This window comes from Streptomyces solincola, from assembly GCF_002982015.1.
In the GTDB taxonomy this organism is placed as follows: domain Bacteria; phylum Actinomycetota; class Actinomycetes; order Streptomycetales; family Streptomycetaceae; genus Streptomyces; species Streptomyces solincola.
Map to the genome: position 1 here is coordinate 19,653 of NZ_PVLV01000053.1, position 26,202 is coordinate 45,854.

Below are 26,202 nucleotides of genomic sequence, written 5' to 3' on the forward strand. Positions count from 1 at the left end.
GCGAAGCCGTGGCCGGTTTCCGGCCCCGCCCGCCCGGTCCGGCGGGAGCGGTCAGGCGGGCTCGTCGGTGAGCAGGAACGCCGGTGTGGTCCGGTCCCAGCTCGGCACCTTCAGCGCGTTGAGCGCGGAGACGATCCGCTTCTCCTCGTAGGTGAAGTGCGTCTCGATGAGCGCGCCGAGGCTGTCCAGCTCGCGCTGGAACTCGGTGGGGTCGGTGTCCCGGTCCAGTTCGCGCACGAGCGTCTCCAGGCGTTGCAGGGAGTCGTCCACGAGCTGGTGGTCGCGCCGCAGTTCGTCCAGCACCGGGCGCAGTTCCGGGAACTGCTCGGCGACCTTGCCGAACGCGAAGTCGTTCTCGCCGTTGTGGTGCCGGTCCAGTGCCGAGCAGAAGGTGAGGCAGTGGGTCCGCAGCTCGCGGACCTTGCTGCCTCCGGCGAGATAGGCGTCGACGTCCTCACGCAGCGCCGCGAGCTGCTCGCGGAGCCAGAGGTGCACCTCGATCAACTGGTTGCCGAACGCGGTCAGGCGTCCGTGGGAATTCACCAAGGCCGTTCCATGGTCCTGTCGGTCGTGCTGATGGTCTGCCAGTCGGGTCGTCCGGATTCTAGGCCGGTGGGCGGGGGCGGCGGTATCCGGCCGGTCTTTTCTCCGGGCCGTCTCGAGTCGTTCTCCGGCGCGTTCTGTGAGCCTCCGCAGCGATACCGACGACATCACGCACGGGGGCCGGCATGGAGCACAGGACACTCAGTCGCCGGGGGTTCCTCGGCCTCGGCGCGGCGCTCGGCGGCGCGGTGGCGCTCGACGCCGTCGGCGGCACGGCTCGGGCGGCGGCCGGGCCGCGGCGGGACCGGTGGCCCACCACCCTGCGCCTGCCGAACGGCTTCCACCCGGCCGGCATCGCCGTGGGCCGCGCGCCGTACGCCTACTTCGGGTCCCTGCTCGGCGGCGCCGTCCACCGCGTCAGCCTGGCCACCGGCGAGGGCACGGTCCTCCACCCGGGCCTCGGCGAGGGCCACAACGCGGTCGGACTCCAGGTGGACGCGCACGGGCGGCTCTTCGTCGCGGGCGGCTGGGGGCGGGTCGTCACCGTCCTGGACGGCGCGACGGGCGCGGTGCTGCGGACCTACCAGGTGGGCGCCGCCTCCACCGCGGTCAACCACGTGGTCGTCACCGCGCGGGCGGCGTGGTTCACCGACGCCTTCAACGGGCTGCTGTTCGGGGTGCCGTTCGGCCCTCGGGGCGAACTGCCGGCGCAGGACGCGGTCGTCACGCTGCCCCTGTCCGGCGACTGGGTCCAGGGGACGGCGGACCAGATCACGGCCACCGGCATCGCCGAGACCCCGGACCGGCGCGCCCTGCTCGTGGTGAACTCCTCCGCCGACGGGGGCACGCTCTACCGCGTCGACCCGGCCGACGGGACCGCGCGGCGGGTGGCACTGGGCGGGCTGAAGCTGCCGACCACGAACGGCATCGCCGTCCACGGGCGCACGCTGTACGCGCCGCGCCAGTACGACCTGGCGGTGGTGCGCCTGGACCGGGCCGGCGGGCGCGGCAGGCAGGTCGGCGAGGTGGCCGACCCCCGGTTCGACGTGCCGTGCGCGGTCGCGGTGTACCGCGACCGGCTGTATCTGCCGAATTCGCGATTCCCGCTCGACCCGACCCCGGACACGGAATACAACGCGATAGCGATACCGGTTCCCGGAAAAGGAATCCCATCCTGACGAGAGGCGCCACAGGGTCACTTGAACAGTGGTGGAGGCGACGGCTTCCCCCGTCGACGCCGACTGGGGCCACCCTATGATTCCGGTGATCGATTGACGTGGTTTCGCGAGTTCCGCGGGACGAACGGCGGCCGGATTCCCTTCCGGGCGCCGGAAGGGGGAATCGATGACAGGCTTGTCCGCCGTGCAGAGCACTGCCGTGCCCGCCGCCGCCCAGGCGGCGGCGGTGGCTGCGCGTCACGCCGCAGCGGCCGAACAGGCGTGGCGGCCGGCCCCCGAGGCCGTCGAGGCGGTGGTGGCCGCCGGCTTCGTCCGGCACTTCGTGCCGCCGGCCCACGGGGGCGAGGCGGGTTCCTTCAGCGCGCTGAGCCGCGCGGTCGCCGAGCTGGGCGAGTCCTGCCCCGCGACGGCCTGGTGCGCGTCGGTCACCGCCCACCTGGCGCGGATGGCCGCCTATCTGCCGGTGGAGGGCTGCCAGGAGATCTGGCGGGACGGTCCGGACGCGGTGGTGGTCGGCTCGCTGATCCCCGGCGGGCGCGCCGAACCGGCCCCCGGCGGCTGGCGGCTGACCGGGCGGTGGTCGTACGTGAGCGCGGTGGACCACTCGGACTGGGCGCTGCTGTGCGGCATGGTCCCGTCCGAGGAGGGGCCGCGGGCCCGGATGTTCGCGGTGGCGCGCGCGGACTACACGGTGGTCGACAGCTGGTCCGACATCGGCATGCGGGCGACCGGGAGCCATTCGCTGTTCGCGGAGGACGTCTTCGTGCCCGAGCGGCGCGTGATGGACCGCGGCGTCCTGCTGGACGGGCGCTCCGCCGGCTCCCCGGCGCCCTGCCACGGCGTTCCGCTGCGGGCGGTCAACGCGCTGTCCTTCGCCACGCCGGCGCTCGGGGCGGCCCGCGGTCTGCTGGGGCTGTGGCAGGAGGGCGTCGCGGCGAGACTGCGCAGGCCGTCGCCCGGGCCCGGTCCGGCGCGGGGGCTCTACGAGACGGTGCTGGCGCGCGCGGCGGGCGAGATCGACTCGGCTGAGCTGCTGCTGGACCGGGCGGCGCGGACCGCCGACCGGACGGACCCGCTGACCGCGCTGCTGGAGGCGCGCAACCTGCGGGACTGCGCGCTGGCGACGGACCTGCTGGTGAGCGCGGCGGACCGGCTCTTCCGGTCGGCGGGCACCAGTGCCCACTCGGTCGACGCGCCCCTTCAGCGCTACTGGCGCGACATCCACTCGATGGCCTCGCACGTCGTCCTCCAGTTCGACGCGGCGGCGGGCGCCTACGCGAGGGAAGTGTGGGAGCCATCCGAGACGACTCCGGCGCCGGCCGCATGACGAGCGACGAGGAGATGCCCATGTCATCAGCGAGTGCGGTCGACGGTTCACCGGCGCGTGCGGCCGGCGGGTCGTCGGCGCGTGCGGCCGCCGGCGAACCGGTGCTGCGGGAGGTGGCCGACGGCGTCTTCGCCTATGTGCAGCCCGACGGCGGCTGGTGTGTGAACAACGCCGGGCTGGTCGTCTCCGGCGGGGTGTCCGCGCTGGTCGACACCACCGCGACCGAGGCGCGTACGCGCCGGCTGCGCGAGCAGGTGCTCGCGCGGGGGCACGGCGCGCCCGCGATGCTGGTCAACACCCACTCCCACGGCGACCACACGTTCGGCAACTACCTCTTCCCCGAGGCGACGGTGTACGCGCACACCGAGGCGCGGCGGGAGATGGAGCAGGCCGGGCTGCACATGACGCAGCTGTGGCCGGAGGTGGTCTGGGGCGACATCGAGGTGGCCCTGCCGCAGGTGACGTACCAGGACCGGATGACGCTGCACGTGGGCGGTCTCGCGGTCGAGCTGCTGCACCCGGGCCCCGCGCACACCGTCAACGACACGGTGGTCTGGGTGCCGGAGCGCCGGACGCTGTTCACCGGGGACGTCGTGATGTCCGGGGTGACGCCGTTCTGCCCGCTGGGCTCGGTCTCCGGATCCCTCAAGGCCATCGAGCGGCTGCGGGGTCTGGAGCCGCTCGTGGTGGTGACCGGGCACGGACCGGTCGCGGGGCCCGAGGTCCTCGACGTCGCCGAGGACTACCTGCGCTGGGTGCAGGAGCTGGCCCGGCAGGGGCTGGCCGCGGGGCTCGCGCCGAAGGACGCGGCCCGGGAGGCCGACCTGGGGGCGTTCGCCGAGCTGCTCGAACCGGCCCGGCTGATCCCGAACCTGCACCGCGCCTACGCCGAGGAGCGCGACGCGGCGCACGGCGAGGCGCTGGACGTCGGCGCCATGATCCGGGAGATGGGCGCCGTCTTCCAGGAGATGGTCGCCTACAACGGCGGGCCGCTGGCCTGCCACGCGTGAACCGCCCCGGTGCTCGCCNNGGTGCTCGCCGGCCAGCCGCAGCGTGGCCAGGCTGTTGGCGCGCAGCAGTTCCGTGGTCCTCTCCCGGGCCTGCCGCAGCGTGGTGCCCGCGCCGAAGACCTCCTCGACGGCGGCCGGGTCCAGGGCGACCTCGTGGCGCGCCTCCACCTCGACTCCGCCGTCGGCCGGACGCAGCCGCCATTCGCCGCTGTGCGCGCGCAGCGGTCGCGGCACCGCCGTCTGCTTGTAGACGATGCGCTCGCCCTCGAAGCACAGCCGGATGGAGCGGGTGCTGTGGGCGCTGCCGTCCTTGCCGGTGGTCTCCATCGTCATCGTCTGGACCTCGGCCCCGGCGGTCAGCTCCGAGGCGGCGCAGGTGCGCAGGTCGAGCGCGGTCACATGCGGCAGCAGCCGCGGCCACCGGTCGGCGCGGTACAGGGAGTCGTAGACGGCCGGCGCCGGGGCGGCGATGTGGACCGTCTCGCCGAAGCCGAAGACCAGGTCGTCGAAGTCGTCGCCGTACTCGGCCCAGGACCGCACCGCGGCGGTCTCGGCGTCGCTGTTGCGGTCCAGGGCCTCGGTCGCCCACCGCTCCGTCTCCGGGGTGGGGTCGGTGAGCGCCCAGTGGTGCGCGAGGACCAGCTTCGTACCGCCGTCCACCCGCCAGTGCCCGCCCATGGAGGCCAGCGGGGGCCGGCTGTCCTCCTGCTCGAAGTCGACCCGCGGGGCGGCGGCGTCCAGCCGGCGCCGGGAGGTCCAGCTCCGCACGGTGTCCCCGGCGAGCGCCCACAGCCGGATCCGGTCCGCGCCGGGCTCCCGCTGGAGGACCTCGGCGTGCACGCACGGCGCGAACATCAGGGGCCAGCGCGTCACGTCGGAGATCAGCTCGAACGCGCGGGACGGCGGGGCGTGGAACGGGGTGTCGTGTTCCGCGTAGTGGCTTCGCGATTCGGTGGTGGTCATGGTCGCCGAGCCTGCCGGAGGGAACTCGAGGCGACCTCAAGGTCGGACCGAGCGGCCGGGGTCACAGTGGGCCGACTTCCCTGATCCCCTTTGACGCAGTGGAGACCGCGTGCCTATTCCGTCCGCTCCGCAGAACGGTTCCTTCACCGATCTCTACGTGGAGATCCAGCAGTTCTACGCCTGCCAGGTGCAGCACCTCGACGCGCTGCGCGCCGAGGAGTTCGCCGCGACCTTCGCCTCGGACGGCGTGTTCCACCACTCGGTGGACGCGCCGCCGGCGAAGGGGCCGGGGGAGATCGCCGCGGCGATCCGCGCCCACCAGGAGCACCGGTACGGCAGCGATCCCGCGCAGCGCCGGCACTGGTTCAACATGCTCCAGGTGATGCCGCAGGACGACGGGTCGATCGTCACCGAGTACTACGCGCTGGTGCTGGTCACCCGGCCGGGCGACCCGGTGGCGGTGACCGCGCCGGCCTGCTTCGTACGGGACGTCCTGGTGCGGGAGTCCGGGCGGCTGCTGAACCGCGAGCGCACGGTCGTCGCCGACCACACGCGGTGAGCGCCGGGGGCGGCCGCGGGCCGCCCCCCGGCGCGGCTCACGATCCGGCGCCGGACAGCTCCAGTGCCTCGGCCGCCTGCCGCAGGATGCGCAGGCGGCCGGCGGTGTCGGTGTCGTTGGCCGAGACCAGGACGCTGAGGGTGGTGACGCCCGCCTCGGCGAAGGCCGCCATCCGCTCGGCGATCCGCCCGAGCGGGCCGATCAGCGCGGTGGCGTCGATGAACTCCAGCGGGATCGCGGCCGCCGCGCCCGCGCGGTCGCCGGCCAGCAGGCGGTCCCGGAAGACCGCGATCTCCCGGTCGAAGCCCATCGTCCTGGCCAGCGCGCAGTAGAAGTTGTCCGCGGGGTCGCCGACCCCGAGCAGGAGCGCGTAGTGCGCACGGAGCCGGGCGGCGGCGGCCGCGAGGTCCTCCCCCGCCTCGGCGACCTGCACCGGCACGAACGGGACGACCTCGAAGCCGGTCAGGTCCCGGCCGGCGCGCTCGCGGCCGGTGCGGATTTCGGTCACCGACTTCGCCACCTGCTCGGGGGTGGTGAAGCCGCTCAGCCAGCCGTCCGCGATCTCGCCGGCGAGCTGGAGGCTCCTGGGGCCCACGCCGGCCAGGTAGAGCGGGATCTGCCGGCTGGGCCGCTCGGTGAACAGGTGCAGGGGCGCGCCCGGCCGGCCGTGCGCGGGCAGCGTGAAGTGGTCGCCGGTGTAGCGCACGGGACCGCCGTCCAGGGCCTGCCGGACGATGTCCACGTACTCGCGGGTGCGGCCGAGCGGGTGGTCGAACCGCACGCCGTACCAGCCGTCCGAGACATGCGGGTTGGACACTCCGAGGCCGAGCCGGAACCGCCCGCCGCTGAGCGCGTCCAGGGTGGCCGCGGTGAGGGCGGCGGTGCCGGGCGGACGGGCCGGGATCTGCATGATCCCCGAGGCCAGGCCGATGCGCTCGGTCTGGCCGGCGACCAGGCCGAGCACGGTCGCGGCGTCCGAGCGGAAGCCCTCGGAGGCCAGCGCGAGGTCGTAGCCGAGGCGTTCGGCCTCGCGTGCCAGCTCTCCGGCGCACTGGTAGACGAGGTTGACTCCGAGGCGCATGGGAAACCCTTCCTGGGTCGTGGGGAGGTGGTGGGCCGGGCCCTTGGGGGCGGCCGGGCGGCCGGTTCAGACCAGGTGCGCGCCGCCGTCGACGAGCAGCACCTGGCCGGTGGTGTAAGCGGCCCTGATCAGTGACTCGACGGCGTCGGCGACGTCGTCGGTCTGCCCCACCCGGCGCAGCGGGGTGAGCCGCCGGACCTGTTCGGCGATGGGCGTGAAGAAGTCCTTGCCCTGGGTCCAGGGCGTCTCGACCAGGCCGGGCGCGACGGCGTTGACGCGGATGTCCGGGCCGACGGTCTTCGCCAGCAGCCGGGTCATGTGCTCCAGCGCGGCCTTGCTGACCGCGTAGGGGATCGAGCTGCCGGCCGGGCGGGAGCCCGCGATGGAGGAGACGTTGACCACGACGCCGTCGCCGCCGCGGCGCAGGGCGGGGACGGCGGCGACCGTCGTCTGCCAGGTGCCGAAGACGTTGACCGCGAAGATCCGCTGCCATACGGCGAGGTCCGCGGCTTCCAGGTCGCCGTGCGGGATGGGCTGGGAGACCCCGGCGTTGTTGACGAGGATGTCGAGGCGGCCGAAGTGCTCCACGGCAGAGGCCACCAGCCGCCTGGCCTCGTCCTCGACGGCGATGTCGGCCTGGACGTACACCGCGTCGGGCAGGTCGGCGGCCAGCTTCTCGCCGGCCTCGGCGGACCGGGCGGAGTTGACCACGATCCGGATGCCCTGACCGGCGAGCCGTCGGGCCACCTGGGCTCCGATGCCGGACGACGATCCGGTGATCAGGGCGACGCGCTTCTCGCTCACAGCACTCCTCGGGTGTGGGCCGCCACCAGGGACAGCGTGGGTCGGGGGGCAGGAAGTCCTTCGTCCTGCAGGACCCGCAGGAAGCGCTGGACGGCGGCGCGCTCGGCCTCCGGCGGGCCGGGGCGGGCGGGCAGCAGGGCGGTCACCGCGCTGCGTCCGGCCTGGACTTCGGGATGGCGTCGGGCCGGTGTGGCCAGGCCCTGCCCCGGCCCGACGTCGGCCAGCAGGTAGCGGCCGGTGCGCAGCAGCTTGTCCAGGGTCGGCCAGAACAGGACGGGCGCGGCGGGCTGGTCGGCCCACATGGCGGGGTCGGGCGCCGTGACCGGCTCGGTGGTGAAGGCCGACCACAGAGGTATCCGCGGGCGGCCCAGGCGGAAGTCCGGCAGGGGTCGCGGATCGGTGAACAGCGGGGCCAGCACGGGGCTGTGGAACGCGGTGGTGGCGGCCACCCGGCGGACGGTGAACCCGGCCGCGCGCAGATCCCGCTCGGCGGCCTCCAGCGGGCCGTCGAGGCCCGCGAGGGCGATCTGCCGCGGGGCGTTCACCGCGCCCACGGCGACCTGCGGGTGCCGGGCCAGGACGGGCGCGAGGTCGTGTGCGGTCGCGGAGACGGTCAGCATGCCGCCCGGCGGGGTCGCCCGGAGCCGGGCGACGCGGTCGCGCATGAGCGTGACGGCGTCGCCGAGGTCGAACACCCCGGCCAGGGTGGCGGCGACCAGTTCGCCGACGCTGTGGCCGAGCAGCGCGGCCGGCCGGACGCCGCCGTCCAGCAGCATCCGCCCCAGGGCGTAGCCGGTGGTGAACAGCAGCGGCTGTGCCAGGGCCACGTCGTCGACGGGTGTCGAGGGCCGCTCGGACAGCCAGTCGGCGCGCATACGCTCGGCGTCGCCGAACCGCTCCAGCACGTCGTCGACGGTCTCGGTGAACACCGGGTCGTGACGGTAGAGCCCGGCTGCCATGCGGGCGTGCTGGACCCCCTGCCCCGGGAAGAGCAGCACCAGTTCGCGGCTGTCTGATCGCATGCGCCGAGGCTGGCCTGCCCGCTTCGAGGTTCGCTGGAGCGCAGCTCCAGCCGCGTTCCACACCGGACGATCAGCCTGGGCGGTCGGCGAACCCAAGGAGGACCGACGTGCGCTGGGAAGATGTCTATGTCCGTTCCTGTGCGATCTGGCTCCCACCGGTGATGCCGGCCGAGCAGGCGGTCGCCGACGGCCTGGTGGAGCCCGAGATCGTCCGGCGGGCCCAGGTCACCGGTGTGACGGTGGCGGACCGGTCGGCGCCGGACATGGCGGTGGAGGCCGCCCGGGAGGCGATGGCGCGGTCCGGCTGCGGGGCCGGGGACGTCTCGCTGCTGCTGCACGCCTCGTCGTACTACCAGGGACACGACATGTGGGCGCCGGCCTCCTACGTGCAGCGCCGGGCGGTGGGCGGCGACTTCCCGGCCATGGAACTGCGGCAGACCTCGAACGGCGGCATGGCGTCGCTGGAGATGGCGGCGGCCCATCTGGTGGGGACCGGCGGCACGGCGGCGCTGCTCACCACGGCGGACCGGTTCGCGCTGCCCGGCATCGACCGGTGGCGGTCGGACGAGGGCACGGTGCTCGCGGACGGTGCGACGGCGCTGGTGCTGGCCCGCGGTTCGGGGTTCGCGCGGCTGCGCTCCCTGGTGCTGCTGGGCGAGCCGGAGCTGGAGCGGCTGCACCGGGGTGACGACCCGTTCGCTCTCGCGCCGCTGTCGGCGCGCACCCCGCTGAGCGTGGGGGAGACCACCAAGGCGTATCTGGCCAGCCCGGAGGGGCAGCGGTCGGTGGTGCTCATGGCGGCCCGGCAGCGCGAGTCGGTGGCCCGCGCCCTGGCGGAGGCCGAGACGGACCTGGCAGGCGTCGACTGGTTCGTGCTGCCCCACTTCGGGCGGCGGCGGCTGGACGTCAACTACACCCGGCGGATGGGCATCGACCCCGCGCGCACCCTGTGGTCGTGGAGCCGGGGCGTGGGGCACCTGGGGGCCGGCGACCAGTTCGCCGGGCTCACCCGCCTCGTCGAGTCCGGCGCCGTACGCCCGGGTGAGCGCTGTCTGCTGCTCGGCGTGGGCGGCGGTTTCACCTGGTCGGCCGCGGTGGTCGAGATCCTCGACGTGCCCGACTGGCGCGGGTGAGGCCGGCCCGCCCGGAAGGGGGGTGCGGCAGGGGCGGCCGCCCCTGCCGCACCCCCCTTCCGCTTTCTTCCGCCGGAACTCGAGTGGATCTACAGCTGGGTTGAGCAGAGTCGAGACCGATCCACCGCGAGTGGCCTACAGGAACTGAAGGGGAATCCCATGACGATCGACGATCTCCGCAGGATTCTGACCGAGTGCGCCGGAATGGACGAGAGCGTGCATCTGGACGGCGAGACCCTCGACGCGTCCTTCACCGATCTCGGCTACGACTCGCTGGCGCTGATGGAGACCGCGAGCCGGATCAAGGAGGAGTTCGGCATCCGGATCTCCGACGAGGAGATCGCCACGGTCCAGACGCCCCGGCTGCTGCTCGCGGCCGTGGCCGAGGCGGCCCGGTCCCAGGTGGCGCAGGCGGCATGACCCGGCAGCGCACAGGCACCGCGCACGGCGGTGCGGTCTCAGGAAGGAGGGGACGGTCGTGGCACGACGCTCGGTGATCACGGGCATCGGGGTGGTGGCCCCCGGCGGGGACGGCGTCAAGGAGTTCTGGGACCTGCTGACCTCGGGGCGCACCGCGACCCGCAGGATCACCGCCTTCGACGCGGACGCCTTCCGTTCCCAGGTCGCGGCCGAGGTCGACTTCGACCCGGCGGCCCACGGTCTGAGCCACCGCGAGATCCGCCGGATGGACCGGGTCACGCAGTTCGCCGTCACCTGCACGCGCGAGGCGCTGGCCGACAGCGGACTGGACCTCTCCGCGGTGGATCCGGGCCGGCTCGGCGTGAGCGTCGGCAGCGCGGTCGGCGCGGCGACCAGCCTGGAGCGGGAGTACCTGGTGCTGTCCGACACCGGACGGGACTGGGTGGTCGACCACCGCTACGCCTCCCCGCACCTGTTCAACCACCTCACGCCGACCACGATCGCGACCGAGGTCGCGTGGGAGGCGGGCGCGGAGGGCCCGGTGGGGCTGGTGTCCACCGGCTGCACCTCCGGCATCGACTCCGTGGGCCACGCCCACAAGCTGATCTCCGAGGGCAGTGCCGACATCGTGCTGACCGGGGCGAGCGAGGCGGCGGTGTCCCCGCTGGCCGCGGCGTGCTTCGACGCCATCAAGGCGACCACCCCGCGCAACGACGACCCCGAGCACGCCGCCCGCCCCTTCGACCGCACCCGCAACGGCTTCGTGCTGGCCGAGGGCGCGGCCATGCTGGTCGTGGAGGACTACGAGCACGCCCGCCGGCGCGGTGCGCGGATCTACGCGGAGATCGGCGGCTACGCGACGCGCTGCAACGCCTACCACATGACCGGTCTGAAGGTGGACGGCCGGGAGATGGCCGCGGCGATCACCGCGGCGATGGACGAGGCGCGCCTGCCGGCCGACGCGATCGACTACGTCAACGCGCACGGTTCGGGCACCAAGCAGAACGACCGGCACGAGACGGGGGCGTTCAAGCGGGCGCTGGGCGACCACGCCTACCGGACGCCGGTCAGCTCCATCAAGTCCATGATCGGGCACTCGCTCGGCGCGATCGGCTCGATCGAGATCGCGGCCTGCGCGCTCGCCATCGAGCACGGGGTCGTGCCGCCGACGGCCAACCTGCACGAGAAGGACCCGGAGTGCGACCTGGACTACGTGCCGCTGGTCGCCCGTGACCACCGGGTCGACGCCGCGCTCACCGTGGGCAGCGGCTTCGGCGGATTCCAGAGCGCGATGGTCCTGCGCAAGTGGCGAGGAGGGGACGCATGAAGGCGGTCTTCACCGGGCTGGGCGTGATGGCGCCCATCGGGATCGGCGCGGAGGCCTACTGGTCGGCGACCCTGGAGCGGGTCAGCGGCATCACCGAGCTGGAGCGCTTCGACGCCTCCGGCTACCCGGCCCGTCTCGCCGGCCAGTTGCGCGACTTCAAGGCCGAGCAGTACCTGTCGAACCGGCTGCTGCCGCAGACCGACCGGGTCACCCGGCTGGCGCTGGTCGCGGCGGAGCAGGCGCTCGGGGACGCCGACGTGGACCCGGAGTCCTTCGACGACTTCGACATGAGCGTGATCGGCTCCAACGCCACGGGCGGGTTCGAGTTCACCCACCGCGAGATCCAGAAGCTGTGGACGCACGGCCCCGAGCGGGTCAGCGTGTACGAGTCCTTCGCCTGGTTCAACGCGGCCAACACCGGCCAGATCTCCATCCGGCACGGCATGCGCGGCCCGGGCAGCGTGCTGGTGGCCGAGCAGGCCGGCGGCCTGGACGCGGTCGCCCACGCCCGGCGGGTGCTGCGCGAGGGGGTCCCGCTGGCCGTCACCGGCGGCGTCGAGTCCTCCTACGACCCGTGGGGCTGGGTGTCGCACCTGGCCACCGGCCGGATCAGCACGGTGCCGGACCCGCGGCGGGCCTACCTGCCGTTCGACGAGGCGGCGGCCGGCTACGTACCCGGCGAGGGCGGCGCCTACCTGATCCTCGAAGAGGAGCAGGCGGCCCGCCGGCGGGGCGCCGCCCAGGTCTACGGCGAGCTGGCCGGGCACGCCTCCACCTTCGACCCGCGGCCGGGATCGGGGCGCCCGCCGGGGCTGGCCCGGGCCATCCGGCTGGCCCTGGCCGACGCGGGGCTCCAGCCCGGCGAGATCGACGTGGTCTTCGCGGACGCCGCCGGACTCCCGGAGCTGGACCGGGCCGAGGCCGACGCGCTGGCGGAGGTGTTCGGCCCGCACGGCGTCCCGGTCAGCGCGCCCAAGACCCTGGTCGGCCGGCTCTACGCCGGCGGCGGACCGCTCGACCTGGTGTGCGCCCTGCTGTCGCTGCGCGACGGCGTCATCCCGGCCACCGCGCATGTGCGGGACGTCCCCGCGGACTACCGGATCGACCTCGTGCGGGGCGAGCACCGCAGCGCCCGGCTGCGTACCGCGCTGGTGCTGGCGCGCGGGAACGGCGGGTACAACTCGGCGCTGGTCGTGCGTCGATAGCCCGGCCCGAGCACTGCTCGAGTCGACCGTGGGAAACCAGGCATAGCACGTCCACCAGAGACAACGTGAGGGAAGAACCGTGGCTGTTTCCTTGACTGATTCCTCGATCCGGGAGGAGCTGCGAGCGCACCTCGCGGACGTCCTGTACCTGGACACCTCCGAGATCCACGACGAGGCGACCTTCGCCGACCTCAGCCTGGACTCGGTGCTGGGCGTCGAGCTCGTGGCGGTCATCAACACCAGGTACGGGCTGGACGAGAGCGTCGAGGCGGTCTTCGAGCACCCCACGGTGGAGAAGCTCGCCGACTACATCCGCGACCGGGTGGCCTCGCGGACATGACAGCGCCGGTGATCCTGCGGGCGCCGGTGCTCCTGGACGGCAGTCGCCTGAACCGGCGCGTCACGGTCTCCCCGCACATGTGCGGCGGCAGCTCGTCGATCTTCGCGCAACTGGGCGACTGGACCTGGGAGACGGTCTCCGCCGCCTGCGGCACGAACGTCTACGACGCGCGCACCGCGGACGGGCTGCCCGCCTACCTGTCGTTCTACTACTTCCATGTGCGGGGCAGCACCGAGACGCACCCGCACGGGCTGACCTTCGGCGACGAACTGAGCGTCACCTCACGGGTGTTCGACTTCGGCGGCGAGTCCGTGCTCACCCTGCACCGGCTCACCAGGGCCGACGCCGCGCCCGAGGCGCTGGACCCGGTGGAGTTCTACGAGCGGCCGCGCGCCGACAGCCTCTACGTGCAGAACTTCAACCGCTGGATCTCCCGGGGCCGGCCGGACAGCAACGAGGCGCTGGTGCGCTCCTCGCCGCCGGACTTCCGCCACGACCACCTGCCGGTGCTGCCGGAGCGGTACTCCCCGCGCGCGATCGCCTCCCGGGCGCGCAAGAACGCCTCGTTCCATCCCGACGGCATCCCCGGATACGTCGTCGGGGAGGAGCTGACCTGCGACTACGACCTGGACGTCGTGCACGACTTCAACGGGGTGGGCCTGCTGTACTTCGCCTCGTACTTCTCCATCATCGACACCGCGCTGCTGCGCCTGTGGCGTGAACTGGGCCGCGGCGACCGGGAGTTCCTGGCCCGGCGGATCCTGGACCACAAGCTCGGCTACTTCGGCAACGCCGACTTCGGCGCCCGGCTCAGCATCGGCGTGCGGCTCTGGCGCCGCGCCGGCGTGCCCGGGGACGAGATCGCCGACGTGACCGTGCGGGAGGCCCGCTCGGGACGGCTGCTCGCGGTGAGCGCGATCCACCTTCTCAGGGAGCAGGCATGAGCCCTCGCAGCCAGACCGAGCTGACGGTGCGCGCGGTGATCGGGGAGATCCTGCCGGACCTCCCCGCCGCCGACGTCACCCTGGACAAGAACCTGCGCGACCTCGGCGCGGACTCGGTCGACCGGGTGGAGATCATCTCCCTGCTCACCCACCGGCTGGGCAGCAGGGAGCCGATCTCCAGCTTCGCCGACATCCCGGACCTCGCGGCGCTGATCGACCATCTGAGCAGAGGGAGCCAGTGATGCGCCCCATCGGCATCGAAGGGCTGAACGCCTACTGCGGGCTCGCCTATGTGCCCGTGCGCGACCTGTTCGAGGGCCGCGGCCTGGACCCGGACCGCGTCGGCAACCTCATGGCGGACCACCGCTCGGTGCTGCTGCCGTGGGAGGACCCGGTCACCAACGCGGTCAACGCCGCCAAGCCCCTGGTGGACGCGCTCGGCGAGGACGCGGCGCGGATCGAGCTGCTGGTCACCTCCACCGAGTCGGGGGTCGACTTCAGCAAGTCGGTCGCCTCCTACGCCCACCGGTACCTCGGGCTGTCCTCGCGCTGCCGGATCATGGAGGTCAAGGCGGCCTGCTACGGCACCACCGGGATGCTCCAGCTCGCCGCCGGATACCTGGCGGGGCAGGCGGCCCCCGGCGCGAAGGCGCTGGTGATCGGCACCGACATCAGCCCGATGGACGAGCGCGCCCGGTACGCCGAGCCCACCATGGGCAACGGCGCGGTCGCGGTGCTGGTGTCCGACCAGCCGCGGGTGCTGTCGCTGGACGGCCCCTCGGGCCTGCACTCCTTCGAGGTCATGGACACCGCCCGGCCCGCCCCGGACCTGGACTTCGTCAACCCCGACCGGTCGCTGCTGAGCTATCTGGAGTGCCTGACGGCCAGCTACCGGGACTACCTGCGGCAGGCCCCGGAGACGGACTTCACCACCTCCTTCGACCACCTGGTGATGCACACGCCGTTCCCCGGCATGGTGAAGGCGGGGCACCGCAAGCTGATGCGCGACATCGCGCCGGCGGCGCCGGCCGTCGTCGAGGCCGACTTCGCCCGCCGGGTCGTGCCGTCGCTGACCTACGCGCGCACCGTCGGCAACCTGTGCTCCGGGTCGATCTACCTGGCCCTGGCGAGCCTGGTCGACCACGGGTCGGACGTCGAGGGCGCGCGGGTGGGGCTGTACTCCTACGGCTCCGGCTGCGCCTCGGAGTTCTTCAGCGGAACCGTCCCGTCCGGCGCCCGCGATGCGCTGGCCGCGATGGGCATCGGCGAGCGGGTGCGCGCCCGGCGCGAGCTGACCTTCGCGGAGTACGAGAAGCTGCTGCCGGCGGCGGTCTCCTGCCTGGTGCCGCAGCAGTACCGGAGCGTCGACCTGTCCGACTGCGACGCGTTCCTGGAGCCGCTGCGCTCGCACGGGCCGGCGCTGGTGCTGACCGGCGTCGAGGACTTCCACCGGGTGTACGCATGGCGCTGAGCCGCACGGCCGCCGACTGGTCGCGGCCGCCCGTCGTCCGCGTCACCCTCACCGGCGAGGCGACGCGCAACCGGCTGGACGAGGAGACGCTCGCGGAGCTGACCGCCGTGCTGGACGAGGCGGAGGCCGCGCCCGGCGTCCAGGTGCTCGTCCTGGGCGCCGTCGGGGACGCCTTCTGCGCCGGCTGGGCGCTGGACTCCCTGGAGTCGGCGTGGCGGGAGCGCATCGCCGCGGTCGGCGAGCTGCTCACCAGGCTGCGGACGTCGCCGCTGATCACCATCGCGTACGTGGACGGGGCGGCGCTGGGCGGCGGGGTCGGGCTGGCGGCCGCCTGCGACCAGGTCGTCGTCTCGGAGCGCGCCTCGTTCCGGATGACCGAGGTGCTGCTGGGGCTGGTCCCGGCGGCGATCCTCCCGGTGGTCGCCCGCCGGGTGGGCGGCCACCGCGCCTACGGCTGGGCGCTGACCGCGCGGGAGCTGTCCGGCGCGCAGGCCGTGGAGGCCGGTCTGGCGGACCGCCAGGGCGGCCGGGACGGGCTGCGCCGGGTCCTGATCGCCCTGCGGGCCGCCGACCCGGCGGCGCTGGTGGCCCTCAAGCGCTACCACGCCGAACTGGCCCCCGCCCCGGCCCGGTACGAGGAACGGGTCGCCGAGGTCCTCGGCCCGCGGCTCGCGGATCCGCGGACGCACCGCAGACTGGCCGACTTCCGGGAACAGGGGTTGATCGCGTGAGCGCCACCGAAGCAGTCGGCTACGAGGTCGAGGGGCCGCTGGCCACCGTACGGCTCGCCGACGCGGCCGGACACAACCGGCTGTCCGACGACCTGCGCACGGCGATGATCGGCGCGCTGCGCGAGGCGGCGGCCGATCCGCGGGTGCGGGTCGTCGTCCTGGAGGGCCTGCCCGAGATCTTCTGCGCGGGCGGGTCCGTCGAGCAGATGCTCAGGCCCCACGAGCGGCGCATCGTGCCGGTGTGGGAGTTCCTGCGCGCGGTGGTCGACTGCCCGCTGCCGGTGGTCGCCGCCGCTCAGGGCCACGCGCTGGGCGGCGGGTTCCTGCTCGCGCTCTACTGCGACGTCGTGGTCCTGAGCGACCGGTCCCGCTACGCCGCCAACTTCCTCGCCTACGGCTTCACTCCCGTCCTGGGCGCCACCCATCTGCTGCCCGCCAAGCTGGGGGCCGCGCTGGGCGCCGAGATGCTGTACACGGCCCGCAGCTACCGCGGCCGGGAGCTGGCCGACCGGGGCGCCGGCGTGACGGTGACGGCGCACGACAAGGTGTGCGCGGAGGCGCAGCGCACCGCGCTGCGGATCGCCCAGGCGCCGAGGGACGCCCTGGAGAGGCTGAAGGCGCACCTGCGCGCGGAGGCCCTGGAGCGGGCGGAGGCGGCGCTGGCCCGGGAGATCCCGGACCACGAGGCCACCATCGGCTCCGCCGAGGCCCGCCGCCGCATCCGCACCCTGCACGGCGAGCGGATCGGCGCTGCCCGGGTCCGTACCGACGCCTCACCCGTCCCCTCCCGAGTCGGTGGTCCCCGATGACAGACGATGACGACCTCATACCGATCGCGATCATCGGCATGTCCTGCCGCGCGGCGGGCGTCGAGACGCCGGCCGCGCTGTGGGACATGCTGGACAAGGGCGAGCGGCGCTTCTCGCCGGTCCCCGAGGACCGCTGGCACGGGCTGGACCCGGGGATCGACCTGCCCACCCCGCCGGCCGCCTCGCTGCTGGAGCGGATCGACACCTTCGACGCCCGCTTCTTCGGCATCGCCCCCCGGATGGCGGCGTGGCTGGACCCGCAGGCCCGGATGATGCTGGAGCTGGCCCAGCACGCCGTGGAGAACGCCGGCATCGATCCGGACGGCCTGAGCGGCGAGCCGGTCGCGGTGTTCGTGGGCCAGTTCATGTCCGACTACCGCGAGCGGATCAACGCCCGCGGGCTGGCCGACAGCGCCGCCTTCCCGGGCGGGATGACGGCCTTCAGCGCCAACCGGGTCTCCTACCAGTTCGGCTGGACCGGCCCGAGCATGGTGATCGACTCGGCGTGCTCGTCGAGCCTGAGCGCCCTGGGCCTCGCGGTCCAGGGGCTCCAGCACGGCGCGTACCCGATGGCGCTGGTCGGCAGCCCGAGCGTGATCAGCAACGGCTTCTACGCGAACACCGCCTACCGCGGCGGGGCCCTGTCCCCGACCGGCGACTCGGTGCCGTTCGGATCGGGCCGCAACGGCTACGTCCGGGGCGAGGGCGGCGCGTGCGTGCTGCTCAAGAGGCTGGACCGGGCGATCGCCGACGGCGACCCGGTGCACGCGGTCATCCGGGCGGTCGGCAGCGCGCACAACGGGCGGGGCGGCGGGCTGACCGGCACCGACACCGGTTCGCAGGTGGAGCTGCTGCGGCGGACCGCGGCAGCCGCCGGCCGGTCGGTCGGCGACATCGGCTATCTGGAGGCGCACGGCTCGGGCACGCCCAGCGGTGACGCGGTCGAGGTGGCGGCGCTCGCCGAGGCCCTCACCGGACCGGACGGGCGTACGGCGACGCCGGCCGGCCCGGGCGGGAAGGTCTGGGTCGGCTCGCTGAAGGCCAGCATCGGCCACCTCGAAGCCGCGGCCGGGCTGATGGGCCTGGTCAAGGCCGCGCTGGTGCTGCGGCACGGCCGGATCCCGCGCGTGGCGGGTCTGACCGAGGCCGATCCGGAGCTGCCCATCGCGGGCACCGACGTCGCCGTCGCGGTGGACGACGTGGTCTGGCAGCGCGGCGACGTGCCGCGGCTCGCCGGAGTCAACTCCTTCGGCCTCGGCGGCGGGATCTGCCACGTACTGCTGGAGGAGGCCCCGGTGGTCCGGGAGGCCGGGCGGCGCCGCCCGTACGTGCTGCCGCTGTCCGGTCAGGACGAGGAGTGCCTGGCGGAGCTGGCCGGCCGGCTGCTCGTGGAGCTGGACGGGCCCGAGCCGCCGGATCTGGCCGCGGTGGCCCGGTCCCTCCAGGGCGGTCGCCGGGCGCGGGAGCGGCGGGCGGTCGTCGTCGCCGAGGACCTGGACGCCTTCCGCGCCGGCCTGTACGAGCTGCGGGCGGGCCGGGTCCCGGACGGTGGCGAGGACCCGGTGGCGCGGGCGTGGCTGCGCGGTGAGGACGTGGACTGGGAAGCGCTGTGGGAGCCGGGCGAGTCCCGGGCCCGCGCGCATCTGCCGGGCTCGCCGTTCCGCCGGCGGTCGCACTGGTTCGACCGCCGGCCGCCGAGCCCGTCCGCCGGCTGACCAGGCGTCGCGTGCCCGGACCCGGGACGCCGACCCGTACGACCGGAAAGGCGGCCCGTCCCCCGTGCGAGGGGGGCGGGCCGCCTTCCGGTGTCTGCTCAGGCGCCGACGCTTCCGCGTGACGCCAGGTCCGCGGCGATCCGGTCGAACACCGCGGCGGGGCTGGGCTGGCCGGCGATCTCCGCCCGCACCTCGGCCGCCGCGGCCGCGAACACCGGCTCGGTGAGGAGCCGTTCCACCGCCGTGCGGACGGTCTCGACGTCCACCTGGTCGGGCTCGACGGACAGGCCGACCTTGCGGTCCACCACCCGCCGGGCGCACAGCGCGTTGTCCGCGCCGCCCGGGACGATCAGCTGGGGCACTCCGTGGTGCAGCGCGGCGGCGGTGGTGCCCGAACCGCCGTGGTGCACGACCAGCGAGCAGTCCCGCAGGATCCCGGAGAGCGGCACGAAGCCGGCCGGGTGCAGGTTGTCCGGGAGCGCGCCGAACTGGCTCAGGTCCGTCTCGCCGTCGGCCAGCATCACCTCGGCGTCCAGCCCGGCCAGCGCCTCGATCAGCGCGCCGAGCCCGCCGCCGCCGGGAAGGAGCGGCGCGACGGTGCCCAGGGTGAGGCAGATCCGCGGCCGGTCCGGGCGGCGCATGGCCCAGCTCGGCAGCACCGCGCCGCCGTTGAAGGGGACGTAGCGCATGGGGCGCCACGGCACCCCGTCGGAGACGTCCGGCCGCTCCCCCTCCAGGCCGCCCATGCTGGGCGCGCGGGGGTCGATGCGGGCGACCAGGTCGGGCTCGGCCTTCCGCAGTCCGAGCCGTTCGCGCAGCGCCGTCACCACCGGGGCGTCGTCGGGCACGACGCCGGTGCGGGCGTTGTGCTCGCGGCCGTCGCGGAACTCCTCGTCCCGCATGGACCACGACACCCGGTTGCCGACCTCCAGCGCGGGCACGCCCAGCGCGATCGCGGCCAGCCGGCCCGCCATGTGGTCCGAGCAGTAGACGACCAGGTCGGCGCCGAACTCGCGGCCCGCGGTGACGGTGCCCTCGGTCATGGCCAGCGTGAACAGCTCGAACGGCCGTACCTCGCGGACCAGTTCCCAGTAGCCGGGCGGGGTGCCGCCGGTGGCCTGCGCGGTGCCGGCGGCGCCCGCGACCAGGTCCGAGCCGATGTCCCGGGCCGGGAACACGTCGGCGACCGACAGGCCCGACGCGGCGCCGACCTCCTTCATGTGGGCCGTGGTGGCGAGCAGCACCTCGTGCCCGGCGGCGCGGGCGGCCCACGCGAGCGGGACGAGCGGGAGCATCAGTCCGTATCCCGGTGCGGCGGTGAACAGGACGCGCATGTCGGAGCCTTTCGGTGGGGGTGCGGGCGGGCGTCCGGTCACCGGACGCCGATGCTGCGGTAGGCGGCCTCGACGAGGCGGCGGGCGCGGTCGTCGATGCGGCCGATCACCTGGGTGCCGGCGTTCTGGACGTAGGCGAAGGCGAGGTCGTGGTCCGGGTCGGCGAAGGCGAAGTTGCCGTTGGCGCCGCCGAGGCCGAAGGCGCCGCCCAGCCCGGAGGCGGCGGGGAACATCGGCCCGTCGGGCAGCATGACGCCCAGCCCCCAGGTGCTGGGCAGCAGCGTCGTGCGGCAGGTGCCGGTGGAGTGGACGGTGCGGATCTGCTCGGTGGTGCGGGGCGTGGTCAGCCGGAAGCCGTCGATCTCGCCGATGAACGAGGCGTGGAAGCGGGCGAGCGACCGGGCGCTGGCCAGCCCGTCGTACGAGGGGTTCTCGACGACCGGGTCGGGCAGCAGGTCCAGCGACATGCTGCCGAGCACGGCCCGGTGGGTCAGCGAGGCGGGGTCGCCCAGCGCGACCAGCATGGCCATCCCGTCGCCCGGGTCGGCGCCCGCCATCAGCTCCTCGGCCTTGGACTCCAGCATGGTCGCCAGGTGGGCGGCGCCCGGGTCCTTCAGGCCGATGTGGCAGTCCAGGCCCAGCGGGGCGGCGATCTCCTCGGCGAAGAACACGCCGACGGTACGGCCGGTGCGGCGGCGCACCAGTTCGCTGACCAGATGGCCGAAGGTGGTCGCGTGGTAGCCGTGCGCGGTGTCCGGTTCCCATTCGGGGCGGGCGGCGGCGAGGGCCTCGGCGATGGGGTGGTGCGCGCGCAGGTGCTCCTCGGTGATGGGGGCGTGGTCGAGGCAGACCACCCCGGAGCGGTGGCCGAGCACCATGCGCAGGGTGATGCCCGCCTTGCCGTTCGACGCGAACTCGGGCCAGTACGCGGCCACCGGGGTGTCGAGGTCCAGCAGGCCCCGGTCGACCAGCAGCAGGGCCGCGCCGGCGACCAGCGCCTTGGTGGGGGACGCCAGGATGGCCAGGGTGTCGGCCCGCCAGGGGTCGGTGCGGGCCTCGTCGGCGAAGCCGCCCCACACGTCCACCACCGGCCGGCCGCGGTGGTAGACGCAGACGCCGGCCCCGACCTCGGCGCCGGAGGCGAAGTTCCGGCGGAACGCCTCGGCCACGTCGGCGAAGGCGGGATCCGCCGTCCCCTCCTGCGGGAAATCACTCACAGCGTCCGAACCTCCGTGTCGCGGAAAACCGACTCGCCCCTGTCGCCTACTGGCTTATCAGGAGCTTGTGGCCGGGACGCTCGTCGCCCGCTCGAATTCCGCTCAGGCCCCGCTCGCACTACGAAGGGGTACGGCGCGGGGAGGGCAGACCGGACGCGTCGCATCTGGCAGGGTCCTTCCCATGCGGACCCGCCGGCAGGTCAGATGCCCGGAAACCTACGGGAAGCCGATTTCCGTCGCCGGAGGTGACCGAATGTTCTCCGCGATAGCGGATTTCCATGTCTGGTACCGGAATCGGTGCCAGGCCCAGCAGTTCCGCGCGACGAAGATCCCGTTGGAGGAACTCGACGGCTGGGCGGCGGACCCCGACTCGGGGAACCTCGTGCACCGCTCGGGGCGGTTCTTCGCGGTGGAGGGCCTTGATGTGTCCCGCTCCGGGCGGGAGGTGGCCGCCTGGCAGCAGCCGATCATCGTCCAGCCGGAGCAGGGTGTGCTGGGCATCCTGGTGAAGGAGTTCGACGGCGTCCCGCACTGCCTGCTGCAACTCAAGATGGAGCCGGGGAACGTCAACGGATTCCAGTTGTCCCCGACCGTGCAGGCGACCCGCAGCAATTTCACCGGGGTGCACGGCGGAAAGCGGGTCCCCTATCTCGACTACTTCACCGCGCCGCGCGGCGGACGGACCCTTTCCGACGTGCTCCAGTCGGAACAGGCGTCCTGGTTCCTCGCCAAACGCAACCGGAACATGATCGTTCAGGTCGAGGACGACGTACCGGTGCTGGACGACTTCTGCTGGCTGGATCACGCGCAGATATCCGAGCTGCTGCGGGAACCCAATCTGGTCAACATGGACACCCGCACCGTCCTGGCCGGGCTGGCGTCGCGGCGCCACCACGGCGCCGGGGCGCCCGCGGGGGACGGCTTCGCCGCCGCCCTGGCGCGGTCCTGGTCGCCGGGGGGCCGTGCGCTGCACTCCACCGTGGAGCTGCTGAGCTGGTTCACCGAGGCCAAGGGGCGCTGCACGCTGACCCGGCGCGGCATCCCGCTGTCCAAGGTGGACGGCTGGTCGTGGGCCGGCGGCGAGATCACCCACGACCGGGGCCAGCACTTCGCGGTCATCGGGGTGGACGTCGAGGCCAGCAGCCGTGAGGTGTCCGCCTGGCAGCAGCCGATGTTCGAGCCGGCGAGCCAGGGCGTCGTCGCCTTCCTCAGCCGGCGGATCGACGGCGTGCCGCACCTGCTGGTGCAGGCCCGGATCGAGACCGGCGCCCTGGACGGCGTGGAGATGGCGCCGACCGTGCAGTGCCAGCCGGACAACTACCGCCTCCTGCCCGACGGACGGCGGCCGCTGTTCCTGGACGAGGTCCTCGGCGCACCGCCCGGCCGGGTCCGCTTCGACAGCGTCCACTCGGAGGAAGGGGGGCGCTTCTACCACGCGCAGAACCGCTACCTGCTGGTGGAGGCCGCCGACGACTTCCCCCTCGACGTCCCGGAGAACTACGCGTGGGTCACCCCGCACCAGCTCGCCGGGTTCGTGCGCTACGGCAGCCACCTCAACGTCGAGGCCAGGAGCCTGCTGACATTTCTCGGTTTCCACAAGGAGGACGACAGGTGACCACCCACGTCTGGGACTACCTCGCGGAGTACGCGGCGGAGAAGGCGGACATCCTCGATGCGGTGCAGCAGGTCTTCGGCTCCGGCCGACTGGTGCTCGGCGAGAGCGTGCGGGGGTTCGAGGCCGAGTTCGCGGCCTATCTCGGCGCGCCGCACTGCGTCGGCGTGGACAACGGCACCAACGCCGTGAAGCTGGCCCTGGAGGCGGTCGGCGTGGGGCGGGGCGACGAGGTGATCACCGTCTCCAACACGGCCGCCCCCACCGTGGTGGCGATCGACGGGACCGGGGCGACCCCGGTGTTCGTCGACGTCCGGGCCGACGACCACCTCATGGACACCGGGCTGGTCGCCGCGGCGATCACCCCGCGCACCAAGGCGATCGTCCCCGTCCACCTGTACGGGCAGTGCGTGGACATGGCGCCCCTGGAGCGGCTCGCCGCACGGCACGGCCTGGCGGTCGTGGAGGACTGCGCGCAGGCCCACGGGGCCCGCCACCACGGCCGGCTCGCCGGGACGATGGGCCGGGCGGCCGCCTTCTCCTTCTACCCGACCAAGGTCCTCGGCGCCTACGGGGACGGCGGCGCGGTGGTCACCGGCGACCCGGACACCGACCGTGCGCTGCGGCGGCTGCGCTACTACGGCATGGAGGAGGTCTACTACGTCGAGCAGACCCCCGGCCACAACAGCCGCCTGGACGAGGTGCAGGCCGAGATCCTGCGCCGCAAGCTGGGCCGGCTGGACGCCTACGTCGCGCGGCGGCGGGAGATCGCCGACCGCTACGCCGAGGGTCTGGCGGACCTGTGCGGGCCCGGCGGCCTGGCCCTGCCCGCGGTGAGCGCCGGCAACGAGCACGTCTACTACGTCTACGTGGTCCGCCACCCCCGCCGGGACGAGATCATCACGGCGCTCCGGGAGCGCTTCGACATCGCGCTGAACATCAGCTACCCGTGGCCGGTGCACACGATGCGCGGCTTCGCGCACCTCGGCGTCGAGCGGGGCTCGCTGCCGGTCACCGAGGCGCTGGCGGAGCAGATCTTCTCCCTGCCGATGTACCCGTCCCTGTCCGAAGGGCTCCAGGACAAGGTCATCGCCGCCCTGCGCGACACCCTGCGCACCCTGTGAACACCCCAGCGAGGAGGACCCGATGACGACGGGTACGGACACCCTGATCTACCGGCGCGCCGACGTCTACCACGACTTCTACCAGGGCCGCGGCAAGGACTACCGGGGCGAGGCGCGAGCGGTGCTGGCCCTCGTCCGCGAGCGCGCGCCGCGGGCCATGTCGCTGCTCGACGTGGCCTGCGGCACCGGGGCGCACCTGCGCGAGCTGAGCGGCTCCTTCGAGGAGGCGGCCGGCGTCGACCTCTCCCCCGAGATGCTGGCCGTCGCCGCCCGGAACAACCCCGCACTGCCCCTGCACCAGGGGGACATGCGCGACTTCCGGCTGGGGCGCCGCTTCTCCGCGGTCACCTGCATGTTCAGCTCCATCGGCTATCTGGAGACGGCGGCCGACCTGCGGCAGGCGGTGCGCAACCTCGCCGGCCACGTCGAGCCCGGCGGGGTGCTGGTGGTGGAGCCGTGGTGGTTCCCCGACACCTTCCTCACCGGCTGGGTGGGGGCCGACGTGGTGAGCGTGGAGGGCCGGACCATCTCCCGGGTCTCGCACTCGGTGCGCGAGGGCTCCGCGAGCCGGATGGAGGTCCACTACACGGTGGCCGCGCCGGAGACGGGCATCGAGCACTTCACCGACACGCACGTGATGTCGCTGTTCGACCGGGAGACCTACGAGGCCGCGTTCCGCGAGGCGGGTCTGGAGCCGCACTACACCAGGGACGACCCCGCAGGCCCCGGCGTGTTCGTCGCGGTGCGCGAGGGCGCCCCGGCATGAAGGCGCGCGAGCTGAGTATCCCGGGCGCCTACGCGTTCACCCCCGAGGTGTTCCACGACGCGCGCGGCGCGTTCACCTCGCCGTTCCACGAGGACGCCTTCGCCGAGGCGCTCGGCCGGCCGCTGTTCCCGGTGGCGCAGGCCAGCACCAGCCGGTCGCGGCGCGGTGTGGTGCGCGGTGTCCACTTCACGGCGCTGCCGGGCTCGATGGCCAAGTACGTGCACTGCGCGGGCGGCCGCGCGCTGGACGTCGTGGTCGACGTCCGGGCGGGGTCGCCGGCGTTCGGCCGCTGGGAGGCGGTGGAGCTGGCCGCCGACGAGGCGACCGCGCTGTACCTGCCGGCCGGGGTGGGGCACCTCTTCGTGGCGCTGGAGGACGACACGACCATGGTGTACCTGCTGTCGGCGGCGTACCGGGCGGAGAAGGAGCGCGCGGTGCACCCGCTGGACCCGGGGCTGTCCCTGGAGCTGCCGGCCGGTCTGGAGCTCTCGATGTCCGAGCGCGACCGTACGGCGCCGACGCTGGCCGACGCGCTGGCCCGGGGGCTGCTGCCGGAGTACGGCGCCTGCCTGGCGGAGGAGACCGGTGATGGCCGCCGCTGACCGACCGCTCGTCGTCGTGCTCGGGGCCTCGGGGTTCCTGGGCTCCGCCGTGGTCCGGGCGCTGGCGGCGGGGCCGGCGCGGGTGCGCGCGGTCGCCCGCCGGGAGCCGGACGTGCCGGACGGCGTCGAGGTCCACGTGACGGACCTGGCCCGGCCGGGCAGCGTGGCGGAGGCGGTGGCCGGCTGCGACGCGGTGCTGCCCTTCGCCGCGCACATCCGCGGCCCCTCGGGCTGGCGGATCCAGGAGGGCGACGAGACGGCCGAGCGCCTCCACGTCGGCCTGGTCCGCGAGCTGGTCGACGCCCTGCGGGACCGCACCGGCGGCCCGCCGCCGGTGGTGGTGTTCCCCGGCAGCAACACCCAGGTCGGCAGGGTCGCCGCGGAGCGTGTCGACGGCAGCGAGGAGGACCGCCCGGAGGGCGTGTACGACCGGCAGAAGCACACCGCGGAGAAGCTGCTGACGGCGGCGACCGAGGCCGGGCACGTGCGGGCGAGCAGTCTGCGGCTGCCGCCGGTGTTCGGCCCGTCCCCCGCCGGTGCGGCCGACGACCGGGGCGTGGTGTCCACCATGGTCCGCCGGGCGCTGGCCGGCGAACCGCTCACCATGTGGCACGACGGGACCGTGCGCCGCGACCTGCTGTACGTCGAGGACGCGGCCCGCGCCTTCGTCACCGCCCTGGACCACGCCGGCGAACTGGCCGGCCGCCACTGGCTGCTGGGGACCGGCCGGGCGCCGTCCCTGGGCGACGTGTTCCGCGCGGTCGCCGCCGCCGTCGCCCGGCACACCGGGAAGGAGCCGGTGCCGGTGGTCTCGGTGCCCCCGCCCCCGCACGTCGAGGTCTCCGACCTGCGCAGCGTGGAGGTCGACCCGTCGGCGTTCGCGGCGGTCACGGGCTGGAGCTGCCGGGTGCCGCTGGACGAGGCGCTGGCGCGCACGGTGGCCGCGTCGGCCGAGAGATGAGCCG

At 73.9% G+C, this 26,202-nt stretch carries 26 protein-coding genes and 1 pseudogene; 20 read left to right on the forward strand and 7 right to left on the reverse strand.

From position 1 onward, the window contains the following. Nucleotides 1-51: 51 nt before the first annotated feature. Nucleotides 52-543, reverse strand: a complete 492-nt coding sequence (locus C6N75_RS03885; RefSeq protein WP_258177215.1) for a hemerythrin domain-containing protein — start codon at nucleotides 541-543, stop codon at nucleotides 52-54. Nucleotides 544-728: 185 nt separating this feature from the next. On the opposite strand from C6N75_RS03885, the gene C6N75_RS03890 reads away from it, so the two are divergent. The 3 genes from C6N75_RS03890 to C6N75_RS03900 all read left to right on the forward strand — a co-directional run bounded on the left by C6N75_RS03890 (nucleotide 729) and on the right by C6N75_RS03900 (nucleotide 4,058). After that, the gene (locus C6N75_RS03890) at nucleotides 729-1,721 is read left to right on the forward strand and encodes an NHL repeat-containing protein (RefSeq protein WP_105867416.1); all 993 of its coding nucleotides are present in this window, start codon (nucleotides 729-731) and stop codon (nucleotides 1,719-1,721) included. A 166-nt stretch (nucleotides 1,722-1,887) separates the two neighbouring features. Continuing rightward, a complete protein-coding gene (locus tag C6N75_RS03895) occupies nucleotides 1,888-3,048 on the forward strand; it encodes an acyl-CoA dehydrogenase family protein (RefSeq protein ID WP_105867417.1) in 1,161 nt (386 codons plus the stop codon). Nucleotides 3,049-3,068: 20 nt separating this feature from the next. Next, the gene (locus C6N75_RS03900) at nucleotides 3,069-4,058 is read left to right on the forward strand and encodes an MBL fold metallo-hydrolase (protein WP_105867455.1); all 990 of its coding nucleotides are present in this window, start codon (nucleotides 3,069-3,071) and stop codon (nucleotides 4,056-4,058) included. A gap of 138 nt (nucleotides 4,059-4,196) precedes the next feature. On the opposite strand, the pseudogene C6N75_RS32180 reads toward C6N75_RS03900, so the two are convergent. Continuing rightward, nucleotides 4,197-5,021 (reverse strand): annotated as a pseudogene (locus tag C6N75_RS32180) (aromatase/cyclase); the annotation flags it as partial. Between the two features lie 109 nt (nucleotides 5,022-5,130). Here C6N75_RS32180 and C6N75_RS03910 point away from each other — a divergent pair. Next, nucleotides 5,131-5,580, forward strand: a complete 450-nt coding sequence (locus C6N75_RS03910; RefSeq protein WP_256104196.1) for a nuclear transport factor 2 family protein — start codon at nucleotides 5,131-5,133, stop codon at nucleotides 5,578-5,580. 37 nt (nucleotides 5,581-5,617) lie between these two features. On the opposite strand, the gene C6N75_RS03915 is transcribed toward C6N75_RS03910, so the two are convergent. From C6N75_RS03915 to C6N75_RS03925, 3 genes are all read right to left on the reverse strand, one after another. After that, nucleotides 5,618-6,661: an LLM class flavin-dependent oxidoreductase gene (locus tag C6N75_RS03915; RefSeq protein ID WP_105867418.1), complete on the reverse strand. Its 1,044-nt coding sequence runs from the start codon at nucleotides 6,659-6,661 to the stop codon at nucleotides 5,618-5,620. A 66-nt stretch (nucleotides 6,662-6,727) separates the two neighbouring features. Next, nucleotides 6,728-7,465, reverse strand: coding sequence for an SDR family NAD(P)-dependent oxidoreductase (locus tag C6N75_RS03920; protein WP_105867419.1), 738 nt, complete (start codon nucleotides 7,463-7,465; stop codon nucleotides 6,728-6,730). Then, a complete protein-coding gene (locus C6N75_RS03925; RefSeq protein WP_105867420.1) occupies nucleotides 7,462-8,487 on the reverse strand; it encodes an acyltransferase domain-containing protein in 1,026 nt (341 codons plus the stop codon). Before C6N75_RS03925 ends, C6N75_RS03920 begins: the two co-directional genes overlap by 4 nt. A gap of 107 nt (nucleotides 8,488-8,594) precedes the next feature. On the opposite strand from C6N75_RS03925, the gene C6N75_RS03930 reads away from it, so the two are divergent. From C6N75_RS03930 to C6N75_RS03980, 11 genes are all read left to right on the forward strand, one after another. Next, nucleotides 8,595-9,620, forward strand: coding sequence for a ketoacyl-ACP synthase III family protein (locus C6N75_RS03930; RefSeq protein ID WP_105867421.1), 1,026 nt, complete (start codon nucleotides 8,595-8,597; stop codon nucleotides 9,618-9,620). Nucleotides 9,621-9,779: 159 nt separating this feature from the next. Beyond that, entirely contained in the window at nucleotides 9,780-10,040 is a 261-nt protein-coding gene (locus C6N75_RS03935; RefSeq protein WP_181160328.1) for an acyl carrier protein, read from the forward strand. A gap of 58 nt (nucleotides 10,041-10,098) precedes the next feature. Continuing rightward, nucleotides 10,099-11,367, forward strand: coding sequence for a beta-ketoacyl-[acyl-carrier-protein] synthase family protein (locus C6N75_RS03940; RefSeq protein WP_105867423.1), 1,269 nt, complete (start codon nucleotides 10,099-10,101; stop codon nucleotides 11,365-11,367). Next, the gene (locus C6N75_RS03945) at nucleotides 11,364-12,572 is read left to right on the forward strand and encodes a ketosynthase chain-length factor (protein ID WP_105867424.1); all 1,209 of its coding nucleotides are present in this window, start codon (nucleotides 11,364-11,366) and stop codon (nucleotides 12,570-12,572) included. Before C6N75_RS03940 ends, C6N75_RS03945 begins: the two co-directional genes overlap by 4 nt. Nucleotides 12,573-12,663: 91 nt before the next feature. Then, entirely contained in the window at nucleotides 12,664-12,912 is a 249-nt protein-coding gene (locus tag C6N75_RS03950) for an acyl carrier protein (RefSeq protein ID WP_256104201.1), read from the forward strand. Then, the gene (locus C6N75_RS03955; protein WP_105867426.1) at nucleotides 12,909-13,856 is read left to right on the forward strand and encodes an LnmK family bifunctional acyltransferase/decarboxylase; all 948 of its coding nucleotides are present in this window, start codon (nucleotides 12,909-12,911) and stop codon (nucleotides 13,854-13,856) included. The genes C6N75_RS03950 and C6N75_RS03955 overlap by 4 nt, the downstream gene beginning before the upstream one ends. Continuing rightward, entirely contained in the window at nucleotides 13,853-14,098 is a 246-nt protein-coding gene (locus tag C6N75_RS03960; protein ID WP_105867427.1) for an acyl carrier protein, read from the forward strand. The genes C6N75_RS03955 and C6N75_RS03960 overlap by 4 nt, the downstream gene beginning before the upstream one ends. Further along, the gene (locus tag C6N75_RS03965; RefSeq protein ID WP_105867428.1) at nucleotides 14,098-15,327 is read left to right on the forward strand and encodes a hydroxymethylglutaryl-CoA synthase family protein; all 1,230 of its coding nucleotides are present in this window, start codon (nucleotides 14,098-14,100) and stop codon (nucleotides 15,325-15,327) included. Before C6N75_RS03960 ends, C6N75_RS03965 begins: the two co-directional genes overlap by 1 nt. Continuing rightward, on the forward strand, nucleotides 15,318-16,058 hold the full coding sequence (locus tag C6N75_RS03970; RefSeq protein ID WP_105867429.1) for an enoyl-CoA hydratase/isomerase family protein: 741 nt from the start codon (nucleotides 15,318-15,320) through the stop codon (nucleotides 16,056-16,058). The genes C6N75_RS03965 and C6N75_RS03970 overlap by 10 nt, the downstream gene beginning before the upstream one ends. Then, the gene (locus tag C6N75_RS03975) at nucleotides 16,055-16,867 is read left to right on the forward strand and encodes a polyketide synthase (protein WP_105867430.1); all 813 of its coding nucleotides are present in this window, start codon (nucleotides 16,055-16,057) and stop codon (nucleotides 16,865-16,867) included. The genes C6N75_RS03970 and C6N75_RS03975 overlap by 4 nt, the downstream gene beginning before the upstream one ends. Next, complete coding sequence (locus C6N75_RS03980) at nucleotides 16,864-18,582, forward strand: polyketide synthase (RefSeq protein WP_105867431.1); 1,719 nt, start codon at nucleotides 16,864-16,866, stop codon at nucleotides 18,580-18,582. The genes C6N75_RS03975 and C6N75_RS03980 overlap by 4 nt, the downstream gene beginning before the upstream one ends. A gap of 98 nt (nucleotides 18,583-18,680) precedes the next feature. On the opposite strand, the gene C6N75_RS03985 is transcribed toward C6N75_RS03980, so the two are convergent. Together C6N75_RS03985 and C6N75_RS03990 are read right to left on the reverse strand one after the other, a co-directional pair. Continuing rightward, nucleotides 18,681-19,916 carry a nucleotide disphospho-sugar-binding domain-containing protein gene (locus C6N75_RS03985; protein ID WP_181160329.1) on the reverse strand — a complete coding sequence of 412 codons (1,236 nt, stop codon included), beginning with the start codon at nucleotides 19,914-19,916 and terminating at the stop codon, nucleotides 18,681-18,683. Nucleotides 19,917-19,954: 38 nt separating this feature from the next. Next, a complete protein-coding gene (locus tag C6N75_RS03990; RefSeq protein ID WP_105867432.1) occupies nucleotides 19,955-21,133 on the reverse strand; it encodes a serine hydrolase domain-containing protein in 1,179 nt (392 codons plus the stop codon). A gap of 253 nt (nucleotides 21,134-21,386) precedes the next feature. Here C6N75_RS03990 and C6N75_RS03995 point away from each other — a divergent pair, with 253 nt between their 5' ends. The 5 genes from C6N75_RS03995 to C6N75_RS04015 are packed head-to-tail and all read left to right on the forward strand — an operon-like array spanning nucleotide 21,387 to nucleotide 26,198. Further along, nucleotides 21,387-22,748: an NDP-hexose 2,3-dehydratase family protein gene (locus tag C6N75_RS03995; RefSeq protein ID WP_105867433.1), complete on the forward strand. Its 1,362-nt coding sequence runs from the start codon at nucleotides 21,387-21,389 to the stop codon at nucleotides 22,746-22,748. Further along, nucleotides 22,745-23,869: a DegT/DnrJ/EryC1/StrS family aminotransferase gene (locus tag C6N75_RS04000; protein WP_105867434.1), complete on the forward strand. Its 1,125-nt coding sequence runs from the start codon at nucleotides 22,745-22,747 to the stop codon at nucleotides 23,867-23,869. Before C6N75_RS03995 ends, C6N75_RS04000 begins: the two co-directional genes overlap by 4 nt. A gap of 22 nt (nucleotides 23,870-23,891) precedes the next feature. Next, nucleotides 23,892-24,635 carry a class I SAM-dependent DNA methyltransferase gene (locus C6N75_RS04005; RefSeq protein WP_105867435.1) on the forward strand — a complete coding sequence of 248 codons (744 nt, stop codon included), beginning with the start codon at nucleotides 23,892-23,894 and terminating at the stop codon, nucleotides 24,633-24,635. Beyond that, nucleotides 24,632-25,237, forward strand: a complete 606-nt coding sequence (locus tag C6N75_RS04010; protein WP_105867436.1) for a dTDP-4-dehydrorhamnose 3,5-epimerase family protein — start codon at nucleotides 24,632-24,634, stop codon at nucleotides 25,235-25,237. Before C6N75_RS04005 ends, C6N75_RS04010 begins: the two co-directional genes overlap by 4 nt. Further along, nucleotides 25,224-26,198, forward strand: coding sequence for an NAD-dependent epimerase/dehydratase family protein (locus C6N75_RS04015; protein ID WP_105867437.1), 975 nt, complete (start codon nucleotides 25,224-25,226; stop codon nucleotides 26,196-26,198). Before C6N75_RS04010 ends, C6N75_RS04015 begins: the two co-directional genes overlap by 14 nt. The last annotated feature ends 4 nt before the right edge of the window (nucleotides 26,199-26,202 follow it).

What these genes read in the sequence shown, in the direction of transcription:
- C6N75_RS03890 (WP_105867416.1), top strand. Translation starts at nt 729, where the DNA reads ATGGAGCACAGGACACTCAGTCGCCGGGGGTTCCTCGGCCTCGGCGCG.
- C6N75_RS03895 (WP_105867417.1), top strand. Translation starts at nt 1,888, where the DNA reads ATGACAGGCTTGTCCGCCGTGCAGAGCACTGCCGTGCCCGCCGCCGCC.
- C6N75_RS03900 (WP_105867455.1), top strand. Translation starts at nt 3,069, where the DNA reads ATGTCATCAGCGAGTGCGGTCGACGGTTCACCGGCGCGTGCGGCCGGC.
- C6N75_RS03915 (WP_105867418.1), bottom strand. Translation starts at nt 6,661, where the DNA reads ATGCGCCTCGGAGTCAACCTCGTCTACCAGTGCGCCGGAGAGCTGGCA.
- C6N75_RS03925 (WP_105867420.1), bottom strand. Translation starts at nt 8,487, where the DNA reads ATGCGATCAGACAGCCGCGAACTGGTGCTGCTCTTCCCGGGGCAGGGG.
- C6N75_RS03935 (WP_181160328.1), top strand. Translation starts at nt 9,780, where the DNA reads ATGACGATCGACGATCTCCGCAGGATTCTGACCGAGTGCGCCGGAATG.
- C6N75_RS03945 (WP_105867424.1), top strand. Translation starts at nt 11,364, where the DNA reads ATGAAGGCGGTCTTCACCGGGCTGGGCGTGATGGCGCCCATCGGGATC.
- C6N75_RS03955 (WP_105867426.1), top strand. Translation starts at nt 12,909, where the DNA reads ATGACAGCGCCGGTGATCCTGCGGGCGCCGGTGCTCCTGGACGGCAGT.
- C6N75_RS03960 (WP_105867427.1), top strand. Translation starts at nt 13,853, where the DNA reads ATGAGCCCTCGCAGCCAGACCGAGCTGACGGTGCGCGCGGTGATCGGG.
- C6N75_RS03965 (WP_105867428.1), top strand. Translation starts at nt 14,098, where the DNA reads ATGCGCCCCATCGGCATCGAAGGGCTGAACGCCTACTGCGGGCTCGCC.
- C6N75_RS03970 (WP_105867429.1), top strand. Translation starts at nt 15,318, where the DNA reads ATGGCGCTGAGCCGCACGGCCGCCGACTGGTCGCGGCCGCCCGTCGTC.
- C6N75_RS03980 (WP_105867431.1), top strand. Translation starts at nt 16,864, where the DNA reads ATGACAGACGATGACGACCTCATACCGATCGCGATCATCGGCATGTCC.
- C6N75_RS03985 (WP_181160329.1), bottom strand. Translation starts at nt 19,916, where the DNA reads ATGCGCGTCCTGTTCACCGCCGCACCGGGATACGGACTGATGCTCCCG.
- C6N75_RS03995 (WP_105867433.1), top strand. Translation starts at nt 21,387, where the DNA reads ATGTTCTCCGCGATAGCGGATTTCCATGTCTGGTACCGGAATCGGTGC.
- C6N75_RS04005 (WP_105867435.1), top strand. Translation starts at nt 23,892, where the DNA reads ATGACGACGGGTACGGACACCCTGATCTACCGGCGCGCCGACGTCTAC.
- C6N75_RS04010 (WP_105867436.1), top strand. Translation starts at nt 24,632, where the DNA reads ATGAAGGCGCGCGAGCTGAGTATCCCGGGCGCCTACGCGTTCACCCCC.
- C6N75_RS04015 (WP_105867437.1), top strand. Translation starts at nt 25,224, where the DNA reads ATGGCCGCCGCTGACCGACCGCTCGTCGTCGTGCTCGGGGCCTCGGGG.